The 22,734-nt window shown below is 43.2% G+C and carries 14 protein-coding genes; 13 read left to right on the forward strand and 1 reads right to left on the reverse strand.

Translation table 11 applies throughout. The features are described from left to right. The first annotated feature begins 10 nt into the window (after positions 1–10). The 12 genes from DXC10_RS07665 to DXC10_RS07720 all read left to right on the forward strand — a co-directional run bounded on the left by DXC10_RS07665 (position 11) and on the right by DXC10_RS07720 (position 18,598). Positions 11–466, forward strand: a complete 456-nt coding sequence (locus tag DXC10_RS07665) for a cupin domain-containing protein (RefSeq protein ID WP_101543884.1) — start codon at positions 11–13, stop codon at positions 464–466. Positions 467–837: 371 nt separating this feature from the next. Beyond that, entirely contained in the window at positions 838–4,050 is a 3,213-nt protein-coding gene (locus tag DXC10_RS07670; protein ID WP_101543887.1) for a TonB-dependent receptor, read from the forward strand. A 23-nt stretch (positions 4,051–4,073) separates the two neighbouring features. Further along, on the forward strand, positions 4,074–5,762 hold the full coding sequence (locus DXC10_RS07675) for a RagB/SusD family nutrient uptake outer membrane protein (RefSeq protein WP_101543889.1): 1,689 nt from the start codon (positions 4,074–4,076) through the stop codon (positions 5,760–5,762). Between the two features lie 238 nt (positions 5,763–6,000). Continuing rightward, complete coding sequence (locus DXC10_RS07680; protein ID WP_101543891.1) at positions 6,001–7,290, forward strand: DUF4995 domain-containing protein; 1,290 nt, start codon at positions 6,001–6,003, stop codon at positions 7,288–7,290. A 16-nt stretch (positions 7,291–7,306) separates the two neighbouring features. Continuing rightward, complete coding sequence (gene hepC, locus DXC10_RS07685; RefSeq protein ID WP_117737628.1) at positions 7,307–9,304, forward strand: heparin-sulfate lyase HepC; 1,998 nt, start codon at positions 7,307–7,309, stop codon at positions 9,302–9,304. A 15-nt stretch (positions 9,305–9,319) separates the two neighbouring features. After that, the gene (locus tag DXC10_RS07690; RefSeq protein WP_117737678.1) at positions 9,320–10,951 is read left to right on the forward strand and encodes a sulfatase; all 1,632 of its coding nucleotides are present in this window, start codon (positions 9,320–9,322) and stop codon (positions 10,949–10,951) included. Between the two features lie 13 nt (positions 10,952–10,964). After that, positions 10,965–12,593: a Tat pathway signal sequence gene (locus DXC10_RS07695; RefSeq protein ID WP_180949211.1), complete on the forward strand. Its 1,629-nt coding sequence runs from the start codon at positions 10,965–10,967 to the stop codon at positions 12,591–12,593. A gap of 24 nt (positions 12,594–12,617) precedes the next feature. After that, positions 12,618–13,547 (forward strand): ROK family protein, encoded by a 930-nt coding sequence (locus tag DXC10_RS07700; protein WP_101543896.1) that lies wholly within the window; start codon positions 12,618–12,620, stop codon positions 13,545–13,547. Positions 13,548–13,559: 12 nt separating this feature from the next. Continuing rightward, positions 13,560–14,837: a sugar MFS transporter gene (locus DXC10_RS07705; RefSeq protein WP_101543897.1), complete on the forward strand. Its 1,278-nt coding sequence runs from the start codon at positions 13,560–13,562 to the stop codon at positions 14,835–14,837. A gap of 43 nt (positions 14,838–14,880) precedes the next feature. Continuing rightward, positions 14,881–17,487: a DUF4962 domain-containing protein gene (locus DXC10_RS07710; RefSeq protein ID WP_101543899.1), complete on the forward strand. Its 2,607-nt coding sequence runs from the start codon at positions 14,881–14,883 to the stop codon at positions 17,485–17,487. A 42-nt stretch (positions 17,488–17,529) separates the two neighbouring features. Next, positions 17,530–18,159: an AAA family ATPase gene (locus DXC10_RS07715; RefSeq protein WP_117737629.1), complete on the forward strand. Its 630-nt coding sequence runs from the start codon at positions 17,530–17,532 to the stop codon at positions 18,157–18,159. A 190-nt stretch (positions 18,160–18,349) separates the two neighbouring features. After that, a complete protein-coding gene (locus tag DXC10_RS07720; protein ID WP_117737630.1) occupies positions 18,350–18,598 on the forward strand; it encodes a hypothetical protein in 249 nt (82 codons plus the stop codon). 250 nt (positions 18,599–18,848) lie between these two features. Here the strand turns inward: DXC10_RS07720 and DXC10_RS07725 are convergent, their stop codons facing one another. Beyond that, the gene (locus DXC10_RS07725; RefSeq protein ID WP_101543906.1) at positions 18,849–20,513 is read right to left on the reverse strand and encodes a putative transporter; all 1,665 of its coding nucleotides are present in this window, start codon (positions 20,511–20,513) and stop codon (positions 18,849–18,851) included. A 268-nt stretch (positions 20,514–20,781) separates the two neighbouring features. Between DXC10_RS07725 and mutA the strand changes: the two genes are divergently transcribed. Beyond that, entirely contained in the window at positions 20,782–22,680 is a 1,899-nt protein-coding gene (mutA, locus tag DXC10_RS07730) for a methylmalonyl-CoA mutase small subunit (protein WP_101543908.1), read from the forward strand. Positions 22,681–22,734 lie beyond the last annotated feature (54 nt).

The raw sequence follows: 22,734 nt of genomic DNA on the forward strand, positions 1-22,734 counted from the left end.
TTATTTGATTATGGAAATGAATGTATGGAAGAAGTGTGTATGTATATGTGGAATGTCACTCCTTATGATAACTACTTTATATGCATCGCAGGTTACGAGTAATGTCACTCCTGATGAACCAGTTAAAAAAACAAGAAGTACTACTTTTATCTATGAAAAAGATAAAACATGGGAACCTGCTGGTGAAGGTGTTACCAGGCAAATTATGGGTTATGACGGCCAAGTGATGTTAGTGAAGGTTAAATTTGAGAAAGGGGCTATTGGAACTCCTCATAAACATTATCATACACAAACTACATACGTTGCGAGCGGTAAGTTTGAATTTACGGTAGGGGGAGAGAAAAAAATAGTTGAGGCTGGTGATGGCATTTACATGGAACCGGACGTTTTGCATGGTTGTGTTTGCTTGGAACCGGGTGTTCTTATCGACTGTTTTGCTCCGATGCGTGCCGATTTTCTGAAATAGAATTGATACAACCGAATATTGATAGAAATTGAATACGTAAAATAATATAAGTCATTTGTTTCTTAGGGTGATAATGAGGAATGTTTGGATATCCGATATTCCTTTATTATCATCCTATTTTTTTGTTTGAAAAATGATACTTTCCGAGATATGTTTTATTGGTTGAATAGGTCTCTGAAGTGTCTAAAACCGCCTTTTAAAAGTGTTTGTTGTGACTTTTACACGAAATTAGGGTCGCATAAACAATATTTGCATGAGAGCTGAGGAAAAGTAGGGGGAATTAAAACAATATTTTCATATTGTGTTGATTGTCGGTGATACATTTGTGGTCGAGATAAAACTATATTAATGTTAACTTAGATTTAATTATTATGCACAGTTTAAAAGAATTGTTTTTGATCTTTTTCTTTGCTCTTGTAAGTATGGTCACATACGCGCAAAGTCAGACTGTTACCGGTAAGGTCGTTGACAGCGAAGGATATGAGGTAATTGGAGGTAGCGTTACTGTTAAAGGTGCCGCCGGTGTTGGAACGGTAACCGATATAGAAGGTAACTATACTTTAAAAGTGAATGACGCTTCTAAAGATGTATTGGTGTTCTCGTATGTGGGAATGACTACTAAAGAGGTGAAGGTCAATGGTCAGAAAGTTGTTAATGTAACGTTGCAGGTTGATGCCAAAGTATTGGATGAAGTAGTTGTTATCGGTTACGGTACAGTTTCCCGTAAAGATTTGACAGGTTCCGTTGTGTCGGTCAAAAGTGATGAATTGCTGAAAGTTCCGACTTCTGATATTTCGCAAGCATTGGCCGGACGTGTTGCTGGCGTACAGGTTACTCAGAGTGAAGGTGCTCCGGGTTCATCCATTTCTATTCGTGTACGTGGTGGTATCTCCATTACTCAAAGTAATGAACCTCTTTACATCATTGATGGATTTCCCAGTGAAGACGGTATGAGTAGTCTTGACCCTGCTGAGATTGAGACAATCGATATCTTGAAGGATGCATCTTCTACCGCAATCTATGGTGCACGTGGTGCAAACGGGGTTGTTGTTATTACTACAAAGAGTGGTGCCAAAAAGGGACAAAAGATGACTGTTTCGTTTGATAGTTATGTAGGGTTTAAGAAGATTGCCAGAAAACTGGATGTACTTTCTCCACAAGAATTTGTATTACTGGACTATGAACGTACTGTAGGGCTTTCTCAAGATCTGGAAAAAGATATAGCCAAGTTTGAGGAACGTTATGGTAAGTTTGGCGATATTGCTGCCAATTATGCTAATCGTGCCGGCATTGATTGGCAAGAAGAAGCTTTGGGACGTACGGCACTTACACAAAATTATCGTGTCAGTGTGGCTGGTGGTACCGATAAACTGAAATATAACGCTGCTTACTCTTATTTTAAAGATGAAGGTGCCATGGTATACAGTGGTAATAACAAGCACAACATCTCCATGAGTTTGAGTCATGATACCAATGAGCGTCTCTCTATCAATGCTCGCATTACTTTCGACCAAAGAAAAGTATTTGGTATGGGTACTTCAGAGAATGGCGACCGTTTCAATAAGTTACAGCATATTTTGCAATATCGTCCTACTATCGGTATCACGGGAGATGATCGTACTCTTGTTGAATCAGATGAAGACCCGCTTTTGGCTGATGATTCTGGTAACGTTATGCAAAATCCTTTATTGTCCGCCGCAGAAGAGACAAACAATAAAGAGTATCGTACATTCCAGGCAAATGGAGGGTTTAATTATAAAATACTTAAAGGTTTGAGTTTCCGTAACAGTACCGGTATGAATTATTATACTCGTCGTAATGAAATTTTCTATGGCGATAAATCTATTACAGCCAAACGTACTAATATTAATGGTAGTATCCAGAATACAGAAGGTGGTAGTTTCCAAATTTCAAATGTATTGAGCTATAATTTGGAAAAAGCCAAGCACAATTTAACGGTGATGGCAGGACAGGAATTTGTCAATCGTTGGACACGTGCTTTCAAAGCTTCGGCTACTAATTTCCCCAATGATGAAATTGGTTTGGGAGATTTGTCTTTAGGTTTACCGGGGACTCCGACATCCAGTCAAAATTATGATGATAAACTCCTTTCTTTCTTTGGACGTGTTAATTATGGTTTTGCTGACAAGTATTTGTTTACGGCTTCATTCCGTGCCGATGGTTCTTCTAAGTTTGGTAAGAATAATAAATGGGGGTATTTCCCTGCCGTCTCTGCTGCATGGCGTATTGGAGAAGAAGAATTTATTAAGAATTTAAATATTTTCTCCGATCTGAAATTCCGTATAGGCTATGGTATGGCTGGTAATAATCGTATCGGTAGCTACAACAGTCTGGCAATTTTGTCTTCCGTAACGGCTCCAAACGGTGATAGTACAACTCCTGGTTATGCATTTAGCCAGATCCCCAATCCTAATTTGAAATGGGAAGCCAATAAGACATTCAATATGGGCCTTGACTTGGGTTTCTTCAACCAACGTTTAACAATCTCTCCCGAGTTCTATATTAACCGAAGCAGTAATCTTCTGTTGAATGCCAAGTTACCATACTCATCCGGTCATAAGAGCATGGTTGTGAATGCAGGTGCTACAGAAAACGTAGGTATTGATTTGTCAATCAACTCTGTAAACATTCAGACAAAAGATTTTACATGGAATACAAATGTAACTTTCTCACACAATAAGAATACAGTAAAAGAGCTGACCGGTGAGTCTGTACAGTTATGGGAGGCCAGTTTCGGATATAATCAAAATACACATATTGTAGCTGTAGGGCAATCTATGGGACAGATGTATGGTTATGTTACTCAGGGTTTATACCAGGTAGAAGATTTTGATTTTGATGCAGCAACCAATACCTATTTACTTAAGAAAGGTGTTCCCTACAGTGGCAACCGTTCGGCTGTAAAACCCGGTATGTGGAAATTTGCAAATCTTGATGGAAATGCAGTAGTAGACAAGGATGGTACTCCACTTATCACGGAAGATGATAAAAAGGTTATTGGTAATGCTAATCCTAAGTTCTATGGCGGTATCAATAATACATTCAATTACAAAAACTTTGATTTAAGTATATTCCTTACTTATAGTTATGGTAACGATGTATTTAATGCCACAAAATTGACCAATACCAAGAGTGGTTCTAAAAATCAGAATGTATTGGCAGTTTGCGGAAGTGATAAACGCTGGATGACCGTTAATTCACAAGGACAAGTCGTTACTGATCCTACTGAATTGGCTGCATTGAACAGAGGTAAATCCGTAGCTGCATATTATGATATGGAGATTGGTGATACTTACATCCATTCATGGGCTGTAGAAGATGGTTCATACCTGAAGTTGAGCAATATAACATTAGGATACACATTCCCGCGCAAGTGGCTCACCAAAGCAGGAATTAATTCATTACGTCTGTATGCTACGGCAAACAATCTTTGGACATGGACAAAATACTCCGGTTATGATCCTGAAGTATCTACTATGGGTAACAGTTTGACTCCGGGTGTTGACTTCGGCGCTTATCCTCGCAGTCACTCTTATGTATTCGGTATTAACTTGACATTCTAATTCCAATTTAAAATTATACAGCAATGAGAAAATATAAATTTATATATATATTGAGCGCTTTGTTCGTTTTAGGATTTGTTTCCTGTGATGATTTGTTGACGGAAAAGCCTGATTCTTCTTACAAGGAAGAAGACTTCTTCACTTCCGAGGGAAATGCGCAAATGGCTATCTATGGCATTTATAATTCATTTGCCAAACCGGCACATTATGGACAAGATGAAATGGCAATGCCGGCTTCGGATGATACATATTATATTAATGGTACCGGAACAGACAATACACGCCGCGATATAGCTCATTATATGGTGAAGAATACCAATACATGGATACAATCTTTATGGGAACTCAAGTATCAAGGTATCGACAGGGCCAGCTATGCCATACATGGCATTGAAAACATGGCAGGATACAAAGACAATAAGAAACTGGTTGCTATGGTAGCCGAAGCGCATTTTCTGCGTGCTTTCCTTGCGTTTGACCTTGTTAAGTATTGGGGAGACGTTCCATATAAGACAACTTACACTTCTGGTCGTGAAGACGCTTTTCAGCCTCGTGTAAGCCGTGAAGTTATCTATGACGAAATTATCAATGATTTAAACTTTGCAAAGAATAACCTGGAATGGGCCGACGGTTCTTCTTCTCCCGAAAGAGCATCTCAAGGAGCTGCCCGTGCATTGTTGATGCGTGTTTATTTACAACGTGCCGGTTATAGTTTGCAGATGGATGGTAAATTGACCCGTCCGGATGATGCAAAACGTAAAGAGTATTTTGAAGCGGTTATTGATGAATGGGAAGCTTTTCAAGCCAAGAAATACCATGATTTCTATAAAGATGGATATTTGGAGCTTTTCAAAGGTTTCTCTAAAGGTACGCTGAACAATCAGGAGAGTTTGTTTGAGATAGCATTTTTTACACCTGATGGCAACAATGAGGGTGGTGGTACATGGGGTACTTATAATGGACCGTTGGTAGCTGCCCCGGGTATTAAGTCTACAGAAACAGGAAGCTATATGGGACGTGCTAACGCTTTTTTCCGTGTGGTACCTGAGTGGAAAAATTTCTTTGAAGATAAAGATGTCCGTAGAGATGTGATGGTTTGTACCTATCAATATAAGTGGAATGCTAATTCTTACAGTCACGTATTGACTCAAAATAAGAATGGCAAGGATTGGTATCCAGGTAAATGGCGTCGTGAATGGATGCCGTTAGGTTTTAAAAATCCTAATAATACCGATGTTAATTTCTGTGCGTTGCGTTATGCTGATGTTGTTTTGATGGCTGCCGAAGCTTATAATGAAACCGATAATACTCCTGAAGCTTGGAAGTTATTAAATAGTGTACGTACTCGTGCGAATGCTACCCCCATTACTTCTGCCAATTATGCCAGTCTGATGAAGGCCCCGAAAGTATTGGATCTTCCATTTATCTCGGATGCAGATGAGGCCGGTAAATTCCGTACTGCTTTATATTGGGAACGTGCTTTTGAACTGGCTTTCGAAGGGCAGCGTAAGTATGACCTTCTTCGTTGGGGTATTTTGAAAGAGGCATTGGTGTTGATGGGAAACGCCACCAGTGTGAATAAAGTAGCAAACCAGCCTTATCCTGCTTATAAGAATTTTGAAACGGGTAAACACGAACTATTCCCTATTCCATTGTCAGAGTTACAAAGTAATCCACTTTTGGAAGGCAAAAATAATCCGGGATATGAATAGTCCTGAGTAAAAAGTAATTTTGATGGAGAGGAGGTAATGAGGTAATATTTACTTCCTCTCTTTCTCTTTTATAGAAGGAATATTTTATTGAAATTGGATGAATGTTATGTAAAATTCAACAGAAGTGATATTATTCCACTGTTTTTGTGAGATTTTTTGGATATTATTGTCAATGAAAGACAGGGCTTCTCTGTAGATTTGCAGATAAACATGTATTACAAGAAACAAATGTATTGATATGAAGAAAATTTTATTGTTTTGTTGCGCAATTACTACGTTGCAGAGTTTCTATAGTTGTACTTCTACCCAGTCTAAGGAAGATTATACTTGGTTGAAAAATGCGATAGATGTATCGGCAGAACAACTGAAGGGAACGGTAACTGATGTAGGTGATTCTCTTTTATTGCCTCGCTCCATTTGGACAGGGTATGATATGGACTTTCTTTGCAGCCAGTTGCAAAGAGATCCTGCAACTTTTAAGGACTCTTTGCGGGTGAAACCAGTGAAGGATGTAATAGGTACCCGCCGTTATTGTTCCTCCGTCTATGATTGGACCAGTGGATTTTTCCCCGGTAACCTGTGGTATGCTTACCAGATAACGGGTGATGAGGATTTGAAAAAAGACGCTATTAAGTTTACAAACTATCTTTATCCGGTGAGAGAGTACAAAGGTACGCATGACATTGGCTTTATGATGAATTGCAGTTATGGCAACGCCTATCGGTTGTGTCCGGCAGACAGCGTTCGTCAGGCATTGATACAAACAGCCGATAATTTGTGTGAGCGTTTTGACCCGCAGATTGGTTGCATCCGTTCCTGGGATTTTGGAAAATGGAACTTCCCGGTAATCATAGACAATATGATGAACTTAGATTTGTTGTTCTACGTTAGTAACCTCACAAACAATCCTGAGTATAAAGAAATCGCATTGAAACATGCCGATACTACTCTGAAGAACCATTTCAGAGAAGACCATTCTTCTTATCATGTGGTAAGTTACAACAATGACGGAACCGTAGAACTGAAATGCACACATCAGGGAAAGAATGACGATTCTTCATGGGCACGTGGCCAGGCTTGGGGAGTATACGGATATACTTCTTGTTACCGTGAATCAAAAGATGAAGTTTTCTTACAACAAGCTAAGGACATTGCCAATCTGATTATGACACGTGTAAAAACCGAAGATGCCGTTCCTTTGTGGGATTATGATGCACCGGACACGCCCCAGACACCTCGGGATGCTTCTGCCGCTTCTATCACAGCTTCTGCATTGATAGAACTCAGCACGTTGGTAGAAGACGGACAAGTTTATTTGGACTATGCCGAGAAACTTCTCAAGAGCCTTTCTTCCGATGCGTATCTGGCTAAATCCGGTAGTAACCAGGGATTTATCCTGATGCACTCTACCGGATCACTGCCTAATGGCTCTGAGATTGATACTCCTATTAATTATGCTGATTATTATTATCTGGAGGCGTTAGTCCGTTATATGCAGGTAAAAGGTCTTGATTATAAATCTCTCTAATCTAAATTTATATACCATGAAAACGATAAAGTATATTTTGGGTATCATGTTCCTGATGATTGCCGTATGTACAGAAGCGCAGCAACTCAGGAAAGAAGCTTTCGACCTGTTGAACCTGGATTATCCGGGCTTGGAGAAGGTGAAAGCAGCCTGTGGCCAACAGCAATGGAATGAAGCGGCTCAGGCTTTGCTGGACTATTACCGGAACCGTACGGGAATTGTACATCCCGATCTGGACTTGAAGAACCTCAAAATCTCCAAAACCGAACAAAAGTGGGCGGATGATGCCTTGGAGCATACGTTTTTTGTACACTATGGCTATCAGCCATCTTTCAATTATGGAAAAGATATCAATTGGCAATATTGGCCGGTTCGAGATAATGAACTTCGTTGGCAGTTGCATCGCCATAAGTGGTTTACTCCGATGGGAAAAGCATATAGGCTCTCGGGCGACGAAAAGTATGCAAAAGAATGGGTATTACAATATATAGACTGGGTTAAGAAGAACCCTTTGACACAAGTAGAGAAAGAAGAATATGAACTTGTAAGTGCCGGTGAAGTAAAAGGTAATGCTGAAAATGTACGTTTTGCGTGGCGCCCGTTGGAGGTGAGTAACCGTTTGCAAGACCAGACCTCACAGTTCCTTTTGTTTATTAAGGCACAAGCCTTTACTCCGGAGTTCCTGACTGAATTTCTGGTTAATTATCATCGCCATGCATTGCATATCCTGGCAAACTATTCAGATCAGGGAAATCATTTACTCTTTGAAGCGCAACGTATGGTATATGCCGGTGCGTTCTTTCCGGAATTTAAAGAAGCTACGGGATGGAGAGAGAGTGGAATCGGCATTCTGAATCGTGAAGTAAAAAAACAGGTCTATCCCGATGGTGGTCAGTATGAACTCGATCCCCATTATCATTTGGCTGCTATCAATATTTTCTGTAAAGCTCTGCGTATGGCAGATGTCAACGGTTTTCGCCAAGAGTTCCCCGCTGAGTATATCAATACGATAAAAAAGATGATTGAGTTCTACTCTGGTATCTGTTTCCCCGATTACAGTAATCCTTGTTTCAGTGACGCCAAGTTGGGTGACCGTTCCGCCGAAATCCAGAATTATAAAGAATGGCTTTTGATTTTCCCTGATTGCGAGTGGATACGTTATTATGCGACAGAAGGTCGTGAAGGTACTCCGTTACCTTATCTTTCTCATGGTGCCTTGAAGTCCGGTTTCTTCACTTTCAGAAACGGATGGAAACAAGATGCCACGGTGATGGTAGTGAAAGCCGGTCCTAAAGGCGAATGGCATTGTCAACCCGATAACGGAACATTTGAATTGTGGTTCAATGGACGTAACCTGTTTCCGGATAGTGGCTCTTACGTATATGCCGGTGACAGTGAAGTGATGAAACTACGTAACTGGTTCCGTAGTACTGCCGTTCACAACACCTTGACACTGGACGAGAAGGATTTGCAAACTACCGAGTCTGTCACCAAGCTTTGGAAACCCGAAGGTGATGTGCAGATTTTGGTAACGGAAAATCCACATTATGCCGGGCTGAAACATAGACGTTCTGTCTTTTTTGTAGACCAATCCTATTTTGTCATTGTCGACGAAGCCGTAGGTGATGCCAAGGGTACTGTCAATCTGAACTATAATTTATGTGAAGGTACTGTCAATGTAGACGGGAAAAACAATATCCTGACTTCTTCCTACGAAGGTGCGAGCAATGTAAAGCTGCAATGTTTCTCTGAGAAGAAAATTTCTGCACGGCAAAAAGAAGGATGGCGTTCCATCGCCTACCGCCAACGTGTGCCTCGCACTTCCGTTTCATTTGATGTGAATAAGAACAGTTCGGAGCCTGTACGTTACATAACCGTTATTTATCCAACGAAAGACTCGTCTCTCTTACCCACATTCAAAGCTAAGTTCTTGAATAAGACTTTCGATGAGAAGGCTGTGAAAGTAGAGGTATCCGTTAACGGCAAGAAACGCCAATTGGAGTTTCATTTATAAGAAAAATTTATGATTATGAATCGATTGTCATATTTATTTTTACCTCTTACCGCCATCAGCGTGTCAGCCTGTAGTTCGGGTAAGGTCAAGGAAGAGGTAAAACGTCCGAATATCATCTTTATGATGACGGATGACCATACTACTCAGGCAATGTCTTGTTACGGCGGTCGTTTGCTGCAGACCCCAAACATGGACAGAATAGCCAACGAAGGTATCCGTATGGATAATTGTTATGCTGTCAATGCATTATCCGGTCCGTCAAGAGCTTGTATTCTGACAGGGAAGTTCAGCCATATTAATGGATTTACAGACAATGCCAGTACTTTCGACGGCAGTCAGCAAACGTTCCCAAAACTGTTGCAGTCAGCCGGTTACCAGACCTCCATCATCGGTAAATGGCATCTGATAACAGAACCTCAAGGCTTTGATTACTGGTGTATCCTGACCGGTCAGCACGAACAGGGAGACTATTATGACCCCGATTTCAATGAGAACGGAAAACAGGTAGTGGAGAAAGGTTATGCAACAGATATCATTACCGATAAAGCCATTGAATATCTGGAACATAGGGATAAGGATAAACCTTTCTGCATGATGTATCATCAGAAAGCTCCTCATCGTAACTGGATGCCGGCTCCCCGCCATCTGGGAATGTTCAATAATACGGTTTTCCCCGAGCCGGCCACTCTTTTCGACAATTACGAGGGTAGAGGCTCGGCTGCCAAGGAACAGGATATGTCCATTGAACATACTTTGACCAACGATTGGGACCTGAAACTGATGACTCGTGAAGAGCTGTTGAAAGATACCACCAACCGTCTATCGCAGGTTTATAGACGTATGCCTGCCGATGTGCAGGAAAAATGGGATTCTGTATATGCCCAGCGTATCTCCGAGTATCGTAAAGGTGATCTGAAAGGTAAAGAGCTGATTAGTTGGAAATACCAACAATATATGCGTGATTATTTAGCTACCGTCGTAGCAGTAGATGAGAACATCGGCCGCCTGCTTAATTATCTGGAGAAAACGGGAGAATTGGATAATACAATTATCATTTATACTTCCGACCAAGGTTTCTTCCTGGGCGAACATGGATGGTTCGATAAACGCTTTATGTATGAGGAATGTCAGCGCATGCCGTTGATTATCCGTTATCCCAAGGCGATAAAGGCGGGAACTACTTCAAGTGCCATTGCCATGAACGTGGACTTTGCTCCTACAATCCTCGACTTTGCGGGCGTAGAGTTGAACTCTACAGATGCAGAGGGCAACTTGGGGATGCAAGGTAAATCCTTGAAGCCGATTTTGACCAATGCCGGAAAAGTACCCGAAAATTGGCGTAAGGCTGCTTATTACCATTATTATGAGTATCCGGCTGAACATTCGGTGAAGAGGCATTACGGCATTCGTACGGCAGATTTCAAACTAATCCACTTCTATAATGATGTGGATGAATGGGAAATGTACGATATGAAGAACGATCCCGGTGAATTGAACAATGTATTTGGAAAAGCTGAATATGCCGATAAACAAGCCGAGTTGATGTCACTTTTAAAGGAGACACAGAAAGAATATAAAGACGATGACCCTGACGAGAAAGTGAAAGAATTGTTTAAAGGTGATAGGCGTTTTATGAAAAATAGATAATCTTGAAAATACTATGGATAGAAGAAGTTTTTTAAAAAACACAGGCTGGTCTTTTTTAGGACTGGCTGCTTCCGGTAGCTTGTTGTCTGCATGCCAGATGGGAAATGCTTCCGGTAAAAAAGTGATGCCGTCGGCCAGTAATCTGAAATATTTCTGGGGAGACCTGCACAACCACTGTAACATAACCTACGGACATGGTGACATGCGTTCTGCTTTTGAAGCGGCCAAGGCGCAGCTCGACTTTGTTTCCGTAACTCCACATGCCATGTGGCCCGATATTCCGGGAGCGGATGACCCGCGGTTGAAGTGGGTGATTGAATATCATACCGGAGCCTTCAAACGTCTGCGTGAAGGTGGATACGAGAAGTATGTGGCAATGACCAATGAATACAACAAGGAAGGAGAATTTCTTACCTTTATCGGTTATGAAGCTCATAGTATGGAGCATGGCGACCATGTAGCGCTGAATTATGATTTGGATGCTCCTCTGGTGGAATGTACTTCCATTGAAGACTGGAAGCAGAAGGCGCGTGGGCATAAAGTTTTCATTACTCCGCACCACATGGGATACCAGACGGGTTACCGTGGATATAACTGGAATTTCTTTACGGAAGGAGAACAAACCCCCTTTGTTGAGATGTATTCCCGACATGGGCTTGCAGAGAGCGACCAAGGTGATTATAATTATTTGCATGATATGGGTCCCCGTCAATGGGAAGGAACCATTCAGTGTGGTTTAGAACAAGGGAAGAAATTCGGAATCATGGGTTCTACCGACCAGCATGCCGGATATCCGGGCAGCTATGGTGACGGGCGTATCGGTATCCTGGCAGAATCTTTGACGCGCGATAAGATATGGGACGCTATGAAGAACCGTCACGTATGTTGTGCCACTGGTGACAAGATTAACATTGACTTCCGTTTGAACGACGCTTTCCCCGGCGATGTGGTACGTGGGAACAGCCGCCGTATTTATCTCAACGTTGAAGGAAATAGTTGTATCGACTATATCGACATCGTCAAGAACCGTAAGTGCATTGCCCGTTTAAGCGGTCCTTTGTTGCCCGAGACTCCCGAAGGAGACACGGTACGTTGTAAAGTGAAAGTGGAATTTGGTTGGAACCGTGAAGAAAAGTATGTACATTGGCAAGGTAAACTGTCTATTGATAAAGGGCAAATCAATGAGGTGATACCCTGTTTCCGCGGAGCCGCCTTCACTTCTCCCCAGCCTGGAGAAAGTGAATTTGAAACGAAGGTCAATCGTATCTTATCCGTAAGCGGTAAAGAGACAGAATTGGATATGTACAGTTCCAAGAACCCGAATACCACTACGCCTGCCATGCAAGCTGTTATCCTGGATGTTACCATGCCCAAGGACGGCGTGATTACGGCAGAGTTCAACGGTAAGAGGTTTGAGCACTCTTTGGGCGAACTGTTGGAAGGGTCACGTTCTCATTTCATGATAGGATGGCTCAGTGAAGCTATTCTCTTTAACCGTGCCATGCCCGAAAGTTGCTTCACGGTTGAACATTATCTGGAAGACAAAGAACCCGAAAGAGATACCGATTATTACTACGTCAGAGTTCGTCAGCGCGACCAGCAATGGGCATGGAGTTCTCCTATATGGGTAGAGAGAGTATAATATGCTTCATAAATACATTGTACTATGGAATATGCTATAGGTATTGATCTTGGCGGTACATCCATAAAATATGCTTTGGTAGATAAAGCGGGGTTTTCTTCCTTTGAGGGGAGATTACCCTCTTTTGCTTCTGTCTCGTCGGCGGAAGTGATAAGGCAACTGGTGAAGGCAGCTACCATTGTAAAGGATGAGGCTGGAAAACGAGATTGGGCGATAAAAGGCATCGGGCTCGGTACGCCGGGTATTGTGGACGAAACAAACCGCGTTGTACTGGGTGGTGCCGAGAATATAGTGGGTTGGGAGAATATTGACGTTGCCTCTTTGCTCGAAGAACAGACGGGCTTGCCGGTCATTGTAGGGAATGATGCCAACCTGATGGGGTTGGGAGAGACGAAATATGGTGCTGGAAGAGGTTGTACGCACGTCGTCTTCCTCACTGTGGGTACCGGTATCGGCGGTGCCGTAATTATTGATGGAAAACTTTTCAACGGATATGCCAATCGTGGCACGGAACTGGGGCATGTCCCTTTGATTGCAAATGGTGAGCGATGTGCTTGTGGAGCAGTAGGGTGTTTGGAACATTATGCTTCGACTGCAGCTTTGGTAAGACGTTTCACTGCATTGGCAACCGAACGTGGATTAAAGTTCGATGTGGAAATAGACGGTGAACTGATTGTCCGTTTGTATCACGAGGCTTTCCCTTTGGCTGTAGATTGCATGAACGAGCATTTCTACTACCTGGGAAGAGGTATTGCCGGGTTTATCAACATCTTTAGTCCGCAAAAGATAGTAGTCGGTGGAGGAGTTGCTGAATCGGGTACCTTCTATTTGGAGAAAATAAGGCAGGTTGTCAAAGAAAATACCATACCGGATTGTGCTTTGAACACCGAAATCGTGACAGCCGAATTAGGGAACAAGGCCGGTTTTATCGGGGCGGCATCGTTAATTTTATAAACTAAAAATACAATGAAAAATAACAAGAAATGGGGTATGCTGGCATTGATAATGATGTTCTGGTTTACTATTTCATTTATTACTAATATTTTGGGACCGCTCATCCCTGATATCATCCATAATTTTGAGCTGAAAGACCTGGCAATGGCCGGATTTATCCCGACTTCATTCTTTCTGGCGTATGCCATCATGTCCATACCGGCAGGAATTCTGATAGATAAATACGGAGAGAAATCGGTTTTGTTCACTGGCTTCCTCATGCCTTTCATCGGTACTATTCTGTTTGCCTGCTTCCCGTTCTATCTCATGTTACTACTGTCTTCTTTCATCATCGGTCTGGGAATGGCGATGTTGCAGACAGTGCTCAATCCCTTGCAACGTGCTGTCGGTGGCGAGGAAAACTATGCGTTTATAGCCGAGTTGGCCCAGTTTATGTTCGGGGTAGCGTCTTTTGTCAGTCCTTTGGTCTATACTTGGTTGATACGTGCACTGGCACCGGGAGTTTATGAATCGGGACAAAATCTGTTGCTCGATATTCTGGCAAAGGTCACTCCGGCCACTCTTCCGTGGGTTTCCCTTTATTGGGTATTCACGTTGCTGTTGCTCATCATGCTGGTAGTTGTGGCGTTGGTTCGTTTCCCGCGCATCGAGTTGAAAGAAGATGAACGCAGCGGTTCTTCCTCTTCTTATAAAACCCTGTTCAGGCAGAAATATGTATGGCTTTTCTTTCTGGGTATTTTCTGCTACGTCAGTACGGAGCAAGGTGTTTCCATCTTTATGAGTACTTTCCTCGAACAATATCATGGCATCGATCCTAAAACTGTTGGTGCACAAAGCATCAGCTACTTCTGGGGGGCTATGACCATCGGTTGTCTCTTTGGCATGTTCTTGCTGAAACTGATAGATAGTAAGCGCTTATTGCAGATTTCAGGAATACTCTCCATGATATTGCTTCTCCTGGCACTTTTCGGTACCGCTGAAATAGCGATATGGGCTTTCCCCGCAATCGGTTTCTGTATTTCTATGATGTATTCCATCGTATTCTCCTTGGCTCTGAATACGGTGACTCAAAATCATGGTTCCTTTGCCGGAGTTCTTTGCTCGGCAATCGTGGGTGGAGCTTGTGGCCCTTTATTCATTAGTCTGCTTTCGGATGCCACTTCATTGCGTGTAGGTATGTTGCTGGTATTGGTATTTATGGGATATATTACGTTTATCGGCTTTTGGGCACATCCTTTGGTAAACAATAAAACGGTTAGCCTGAAAGAACTGTTTACTTTCCGAAAATAAGTAGTCACCACTGTCTGATTATAGTATAAATTACAATATACTTATGAAAAAGCTATTATTCTGTCTTCCTGTAATCTGTTTGCTTTGGGCTTGTGGCAGTTCGGAGCAACCCGCAATAATCAAGGTTACCAATGAGACTTTGATGCACGAAGTCCGTGAGACTCCTTCTCCCATGGATGGCGCACGTGTTGCAATGAACCCGCCACGTTTCATGTGGCCGGATAAGTTTCCCCATTTGGGCGCTGTTCTGGATGGTGTTCCCGGCAAAGTGGATGAAAAGCCCAAAGTGCTTTATCGTATCCGTATTTCACAAGATAAGAATTTCAGTAAAGATGTCATCACAGGAGAGCGTGCCTGGGCTTTCTTCAATCCCTTCCAAACTTTGGCTCAGGGAAGGTGGTATTGGCAACATGCATACGTCACTCCTGCGGGGACGGAAGAATGGTCACCCGTCTATCAGTTTGAGATAGATGAGAATACTACGGAATTTAATCCGCCTGCTTTGGATAAAGTTCTCTCCATATATTCTCCCCGCCATCCGCGCGTACTTCTTGATGCCGATGATTGGGATGGTATCATAGCACGAAACAAGAACAATCCCGAAGCGAAAGCTTACATAGCCAAAGCTTCCCATTGTATAGCCCATCCCTTGAAGCATCTTCAGGAAGAGATTGATACTACTACTGTTGTCACCCTGACTAACATCGTTCAGCGTAAGTCTGCCCTTATTCGTGAAAGCCGCAAAATTGTGGACCGCGAAGAAGCCAACGTAGAAGCTCTGGTCCGTGCATATCTTCTGACCAAAGACGAGAAGTATTACAAAGAAGGTATCAAGCGCCTGAGTGAAATTCTTTCCTGGCAAAAAAGTAAATATTTTGCCGGAGACTTCAACCTGTCCACTTTGTTGTCTATGAGCACTTCCGCATACGATGGCTATTACAATCTGCTCACCCCCAAAGAAAAACTACTTTTGCAGGAAAATATCCGCAACATCGGCGATAAGTTCTTTAATGAGTACGTCAACCATCTGGAAAACCGTATCGCGGACAATCATGTCTGGCAGATGACTTTCCGCATCCTCACAATGGCTGCTTTCGCTACTGTCGGTGAACTGCCCGAAGCATCTACGTGGACCGATTATTGTTATAATGAATGGATTTCGCGCCTGCCGGGGCTGAATAAGGATGGTGCATGGCACAACGGTGATGCATATTTTCACGTGAATATCCGTACGTTGATAGAAGTACCCGCCTTTTTCTCACGCATATCCGGTTTCGATTTTTTTGCGGACCCATGGTACAATAACAATGCTTTGTATGTCATTTATCAACAACCCCCGTTTTCCAAATCGGGTGGGCATGGAAACTCTCACGAAAAGCAGCTCTCTCCCAATGGAGGCCGTGTGGGATATGCCGACGCCATTGCCCGTGAATGTAACAATCCGTGGGCGGCAGCTTATGTGTACGAAATCTTACAGGAAGATCCCGATGCCTTCTCAAGAGCTTTTGAGATAAAACCGGCGGATTTAGCCTGGTATCGTTGCACCACCCGGAAAAAACGTCCTGCTTATACGGTTCATCTGTCCGACCTTCCCGGATGTAAAGTGTTCAATGAAACGGGTACGGCTCTGATGAATACCGATATCGGCCATCATGCCGATAACGCGATGTTGTCTTTCCGTAGCAGTGCATACGGATCCACTTCCCATGCTTTGGCCAATCAAAATGCTTTCAACACTTTTTATGGCGGCAAGGCTATTTTCTATAGTAGCGGGCACCGTACCGGATTTACCGACGACCATTGTATGTACGCCTATAGAAATACGCGTGCTCACAATTCTATCTTGGTCAATGGTATGGGACAAAAAATAGGTACGGAAGGTTACGGATGGATCCCTCGTTATTATGAAGGCGAGGAACTCTCTTATGTAGTAGGGGATGCTTCTAACGCATACGGAGAAGTGGTTTCTCCTTTGTGGCTGGAACGTGGACGCTTGTCCGGTACCCGATATACACCGGAGATGGGCTGGGACGAAAATAAATTGGACTTCTTCCGTCGCCACATCGTCCAGTTGGGACGTTCCGGTCTTTTTGTCGTTTATGATGAATTGGCCGCTAAAGAACCTGTAAAGTGGAATTACTTATTGCATACGGTGGAACTTCCTATGGAAATTACCGGAGAAGAAGGAGGACTTCGTATTTTGGGTAAAAACAAAGCCGATGGCATATCAGTGGCTCATCTGTTCTCTTCTCAGGAGATGACTTATGCACAGACGGATACTTTCTTTGTGGCCGCTGTAGATTGGAAGAACCGTCTGGGTAAATCCATGGATAATCATTATCATTTCACGGCAACTACTACCCCCTGTACACGGACATGTTTCCTGAACGTGATAGATGTACATGGAAATAATCGTCCCGATATCATCGTGACGCGTGACGGAAACTCTATTCTTGCAGACGGTTGGGTGATAGAGTGCAATCTGGCAGGAGATAGTACACCTTATCTGCGTATACGGAATGACCATAAAAATGTTTCACTGGACTTTAACTATGATACCAATAAAGGCGTCACGACTATAATAGATCATGTGAATGGGAAAAAAGTAGAAAAGAAATTGGTTGACTTCTTACCAAGCTTTGAGATATAATATTTATATTTGCTATCCACTAACAGATAGATAAACGAGCGTATGGATAGTAAATTCGTAGTAAATATAGGCCGTCAGTTAGGAAGTGGCGGACGTGAAATAGGTGAGAAGCTTGCTGCCCGTCTGGGTATAGACTTTTATGATAAGGAGTTAATCAACCTTGCTTCAGAAGAGAGCGGCCTTTGTCGTGAGTTCTTTGAGAAGGCCGATGAAAAGGCTTCACAAGGAATTATAGGCGGTCTGTTTGGTATGAGATTTCCGTTTATCAGTGATGGAGCCATGCCGGCAACGAATTGTCTTAGCAACGATGCATTGTTTAAAGTGCAGAGCGATGTGATACGCCGGTTGGCTGCCGAAAAGTCTTGCCTGTTTGTAGGTCGTTGCGCCGATTATATTTTGAGGGATCATCCACGTTGTGTCAATGTATTTATTTCTTCCACCACTGAAGACCGTATAACTCGTTTGTGCCGTTTGCATTCTGTTTCAGAAAGTACGGCGGAAGAAATGATTCGCAAGGCAGATAAAAAACGCTCGGAATACTATAATTATTATAGTTTCAAAACATGGGGAGCCGCCGCAACCTATCATCTGTGTGTAGATTCGTCTGCGCTGGGGATTGGTGGAACGGTAGGATATATTGAAGAATTTGTAAAAAGAAAATTGGATTTGTAACTTCTTTAGTATTTTCGTTGCAGAGATATGGATTTTTTAGAGCTGAATTTTATTCAGCTCTTTTTTGTTTAGTACCTATTATTATCATTCTTTCCAATTGCTTTATTAGTTGATAAAAAGGAACCTATTGATTAGCTTTTTTAAGAGAGGCTGAAAAATGTAGAAGGAATATAATATTTTGATATCCAATATGCTATATCGTTTTTTAAACGTTGATTATATCAACGGTTTTTCCGGTTCTACCATTTCTGTAGATGATATTATGCAATACTCCGGTGCCGATAAGCTGCGGGTATATCCCGCTCTCTTTGAACTGGAACAAAGTGGATGGCTCGAAGTGGTGGAGAGGGAGGAACTGGGAGCGCCCACGGTGGTGCGCATGAGGAAAGATATGCATAGGGAGGATGCCCATGAGGAGAAATGCTCTTGCACGGAATGAGATAAAGGAATAAACGACAGGTAACAGTGGTTACTTTGTTTTAGGCGGCAGCCGGAACGGTTCTTGAGGAATTTGTTCCGGCTGCTTTTTTCTATAGATCTCTTTATTGTTCTGTTGAATGCAAGTATTTCTCGATTTTATATTTAAATGATTTCTCTCTTGTAATTCACAATGGGATTTTATATATGCAAAAAAGAGGACTCTGTTTCCAAAGTCCTCTTGCATCTTTTATCTTGTTTAAAATTTCACCTTACATCATCGTCAGCAATATCATCTGTCCCGTCAGGATACGCAGGAACATCGTCAGAGGATACACTGTAGAATAACCTACCGACGGAGCGTCGTTGCCTGATACTTGGTTGGAGTATGCCAATGCGGGGGGATCGGTATTACTACCGGCTATCAAACCCATAAGGGTGAAATAGTTGACTTTGCAATAGAGACGGGCGATGATACCGATAATAAGCAGAGGGATGACAGTAATCAGGAAACCGTAGCCGACGTATAACAGACCGTCTCCGTCTACTACCGTCTGAACGAAGTGTTCGCCCGCTTCGATGCCAACACTGGCAAGGAAGAGTACGATACCGATTTCGCGCAACATCAGGTTGGCACTCATGGTGGTATAGGTGACCAGATGTAGTTTATGTCCGAAACGTCCTATCAGGATGGCTACTACCAACGGACCACCTGCCAAACCTAGTTTTACAGGGGTCGGCATGCCGGGGAAGGCGAAGGGAAGGCTGCCTAAAAGAATTCCGAGGAAGATACCTACGAAGATGGTCACGATGTTCGGAGTGTCCAGACGCTTCAATTGGTTACCCAGTACGCTTGCCACACGCTCCACAGCATCTTGCTGACCTACTACCATTACACGGTCGCCTACTTGGAGAACGAGGTTGGGGTCGGCGAACAAATCCATACCTGAACGGTTGATGCGGGTTACGTTTACTCCGTAAAGGCTGCGGAAGTGCATGCTACCCAGTTTCTTGCCGTTGATATCTGTCTTGGTGACCAGGATGCGGCGCGATACCATCGGGGTGTCTTGCTTTTCCCAGTCCACTTGGATCTCTTTACCGATGAAAGCGGTTACGGCTTCGGCATCTTCTTCGGAACAAACGATGAAAAGCTGGTCGCCGATATGGAAAACGGTATCTTGGTTGGGTATGCTTACGTGACCGTTGTGGCGGATACGGGAACATACGAAAGGACGACCCAGAAAGTCTTTTATCTGGAGAAGTTTCTTGCCGTCGATGGATTCGTTGCGCACTTCAAGGTGCAGCATGTGCGGCTTGTGCTTCATGTCATTGTCCTGCTTGTTGAGATCTTCCTCTTCTTTAGCGAAGTTGATGCGGAAGATATAGCGGATGGCGATAATGGAACCGATGATGCCGACAACACCGAGTGGATAAGCGCAGGCGTAACCCAACGCAATGGGATCTCCGGTATAGTTAAGCTGATTCAGGGCTTCCTGGGCAGCACCGAGACCCGGAGTATTGGTGACGGCACCATAAAGGATACCGATTGTCATCGGCAGTTCCAGTCTGCCGTTGGCAATGAAATAGATACCCAGCGCCACAGCTATATTCAACACTACGATGCCTACCGCAAGCATATTCAACGTCATGCCCCCTTTCTTGAAAGAAGAGAAAAATGACGGGCCGACTTGCAGACCGATACAGAATACAAATAAAATCAAACCAAATTCGCGGATGAAGTGCAGAATATGTGTTTCTCCCGTGAAACCGAAATGTCCCATTAGGATACCGGCAAAGAGCACAAACGTAACTCCCAGCGATACCCCGAAAATCTTAATCTTACCCAACAACACACCCACAGAGATGACGAATGCATACAGACAGACAATGTGGGCGACAGATGTGGGGTCCCATAGCAAACTTTCTAACCAGTTCATAGTACCTTATTATATGTCGTTCTTAAATTTTGCGCAAAATTACTTAATAAAGGGGAGGTGGCAAAGGGTTTATGCTACTTTTTGCTATACAGGCTTTGCAAAAATAAATACATGATAATGAAATGTTCCGCTTCTGAATAATCACGGAGTCACGGGCAAGTGCAATTTTCACTAAAAAAACTTTTTGTTTTAAGTATTTCAGTATATTTGCAAGTCTCTTGATGACATTATGAAATACTATTCATCTATTTATAATTTTAAATAAACTATGGCAGACAGTAAAGAAAAACTCTTCTCAGACTTTTCACCCGTTTCCACCGAGAAGTGGATGGAAAAAGTTACCGCAGACTTGAAAGGCGCAGACTTTGAGAAGAAGCTCGTTTGGAAGACGAACGAAGGATTTAAGGTGAAACCTTTCTACCGGATGGAAGATCTTGAAGGACTTAAAACGACCGATGCGCTTCCCGGTGAATTCCCTTACCTTAGGGGTACCAAGAAAAACAACAATGAATGGTTGGTTCGTCAGGAAATTAAGGTGGGATGCCCTAAGGAAGCTAATGCCAAGGCGTTGGATATCCTGAACAAGGGGGTCGATTCGCTTTCTTTCCACGTAAAGGCTAAAGAACTGAGTGCGGAGTACATTGAAACATTGTTGAAAGATATCTGTGCCGAATGTGTTGAACTGAACTTCTCTACTTGCCAAGGACATGTAGTGGAATTGGCCGGACTTCTTGTGGCTTATTTCCAGAAGAAAGACTATGACCTCACCAAGTTGCAGGGATCCATCAACTACGATTACTTCAACAAGATGTTGGCTAAGGGTAAGGAGAAAGGGGATATGGTGGCTACTGCCAAGGCTTTGATTGAAGCTACCGCTGTTCTTCCCAAATACCGTGTGCTGAATGTGAATGCTCTGACGCTGAATAATGCCGGTTCGTATATTTTTCAGGAGTTGGGTTATGCGTTGGCTTGGGGTAATGAATATATGAATCAGTTGACTGATGCCGGACTTCCTGCTGCCATGGTGGCTAAAAAAATTAAATTTAATTTCGGCATCAGCTCCAATTATTTCCTTGAAATAGCCAAGTTCCGCGCTGCGCGTATGTTGTGGGCAAATATTGTAGCTTCATACAATCCCGAATGTTTGCGCGATTGTGAAAATAAGGGTGCCAACAACGAGTGCCGTTGTGCTGCCAAGATGAGAATACATGCGGAGACTTCTACGTTCAACCTGACCCTGTTTGATGCGCACGTGAATTTGCTGCGTACTCAGACTGAAGCCATGAGTGCCGCTCTGGCAGGCGTTGACTCCATGACGGTTGTTCCGTTTGACAAAACTTACGCTGCGCCTGATGATTTTTCTGAAAGATTGGCCCGTAACCAGCAATTGCTGTTGAAGGAAGAGTCTCACTTCGACAAGGTGATTGACCCGGCTGCCGGTTCTTACTATATTGAGAACCTGACTGTATCCATCGCTAAACAGGCTTGGGAATTATTCCTCGGTGTAGAGGAAGAGGGTGGCTTCTATGCTTGCGTAAAGAATGGCAAGGTTCAGGCTGCCGTGAACGAAAGTAATGCAGCTCGTCATGCAGCTGTTGCCAAACGTAAGGAAGTGTTGCTGGGCACCAACCAGTTCCCGAACTTCAATGAGATGGCCGGTGATAAGAAACCGGTTGCGGCCACTTGCTGCTGTGGTGGACATGATGCTTGCGAAAAAGATGTCCCGACATTGAGCTTTGACCGTGCCGCCAGTGAGTTTGAAGCGTTGCGTCTCGAAACGGAGGCTTCGGGTAAACGTCCGAAGGCATTTATGCTGACAATCGGTAATCTGGCTATGCGTCAGGCGCGTGCACAGTATTCTTGTAACTTCCTGGCCTGTGCAGGCTATGAGGTGATTGATAACCTCGGTTTCTCTACAGTAGAAGAGGGAGTAGAGGCCGCGATGGCTGCCAAGGCTGATATTGTGGTATTGTGCTCGAGTGATGATGAATATGCTGAATATGCTGTTCCTGCTTTCAAGGCTCTGAATGGCCGTGCCATGTTCATTGTTGCCGGTGCTCCTGCCTGCATGGATGAATTGAAAGCTGCCGGAATCGAGAATTTTATCCATGTACGGGTAAATGTATTGGAGACATTAAAAGAATTCAACGCTAAACTTTTGAAGTAAGTAGCTTCAATCGTAAATCATCAACGTACCTATGTGTGAAAGATAGATGGTCAT

Origin of the sequence: Bacteroides sp. OM08-11 (assembly GCF_003438665.1) — a bacterium.
GTDB lineage: Bacteria > Bacteroidota > Bacteroidia > Bacteroidales > Bacteroidaceae > Bacteroides > Bacteroides cutis.

Excerpts from the sequence above, each read along its gene's own strand:
- DXC10_RS07665 (WP_101543884.1), top strand. The coding sequence starts at position 11 with ATGGAAATGAATGTATGGAAGAAGTGTGTATGTATATGTGGAATGTCA.
- DXC10_RS07670 (WP_101543887.1), top strand. The coding sequence starts at position 838 with ATGCACAGTTTAAAAGAATTGTTTTTGATCTTTTTCTTTGCTCTTGTA.
- DXC10_RS07675 (WP_101543889.1), top strand. The coding sequence starts at position 4,074 with ATGAGAAAATATAAATTTATATATATATTGAGCGCTTTGTTCGTTTTA.
- DXC10_RS07680 (WP_101543891.1), top strand. The coding sequence starts at position 6,001 with ATGAAGAAAATTTTATTGTTTTGTTGCGCAATTACTACGTTGCAGAGT.
- hepC (WP_117737628.1), top strand. The coding sequence starts at position 7,307 with ATGAAAACGATAAAGTATATTTTGGGTATCATGTTCCTGATGATTGCC.
- DXC10_RS07690 (WP_117737678.1), top strand. The coding sequence starts at position 9,320 with ATGAATCGATTGTCATATTTATTTTTACCTCTTACCGCCATCAGCGTG.
- DXC10_RS07695 (WP_180949211.1), top strand. The coding sequence starts at position 10,965 with ATGGATAGAAGAAGTTTTTTAAAAAACACAGGCTGGTCTTTTTTAGGA.
- DXC10_RS07700 (WP_101543896.1), top strand. The coding sequence starts at position 12,618 with ATGGAATATGCTATAGGTATTGATCTTGGCGGTACATCCATAAAATAT.
- DXC10_RS07705 (WP_101543897.1), top strand. The coding sequence starts at position 13,560 with ATGAAAAATAACAAGAAATGGGGTATGCTGGCATTGATAATGATGTTC.
- DXC10_RS07710 (WP_101543899.1), top strand. The coding sequence starts at position 14,881 with ATGAAAAAGCTATTATTCTGTCTTCCTGTAATCTGTTTGCTTTGGGCT.
- DXC10_RS07715 (WP_117737629.1), top strand. The coding sequence starts at position 17,530 with ATGGATAGTAAATTCGTAGTAAATATAGGCCGTCAGTTAGGAAGTGGC.
- DXC10_RS07720 (WP_117737630.1), top strand. The coding sequence starts at position 18,350 with ATGCTATATCGTTTTTTAAACGTTGATTATATCAACGGTTTTTCCGGT.
- DXC10_RS07725 (WP_101543906.1), bottom strand. The coding sequence starts at position 20,513 with ATGAACTGGTTAGAAAGTTTGCTATGGGACCCCACATCTGTCGCCCAC.
- mutA (WP_101543908.1), top strand. The coding sequence starts at position 20,782 with ATGGCAGACAGTAAAGAAAAACTCTTCTCAGACTTTTCACCCGTTTCC.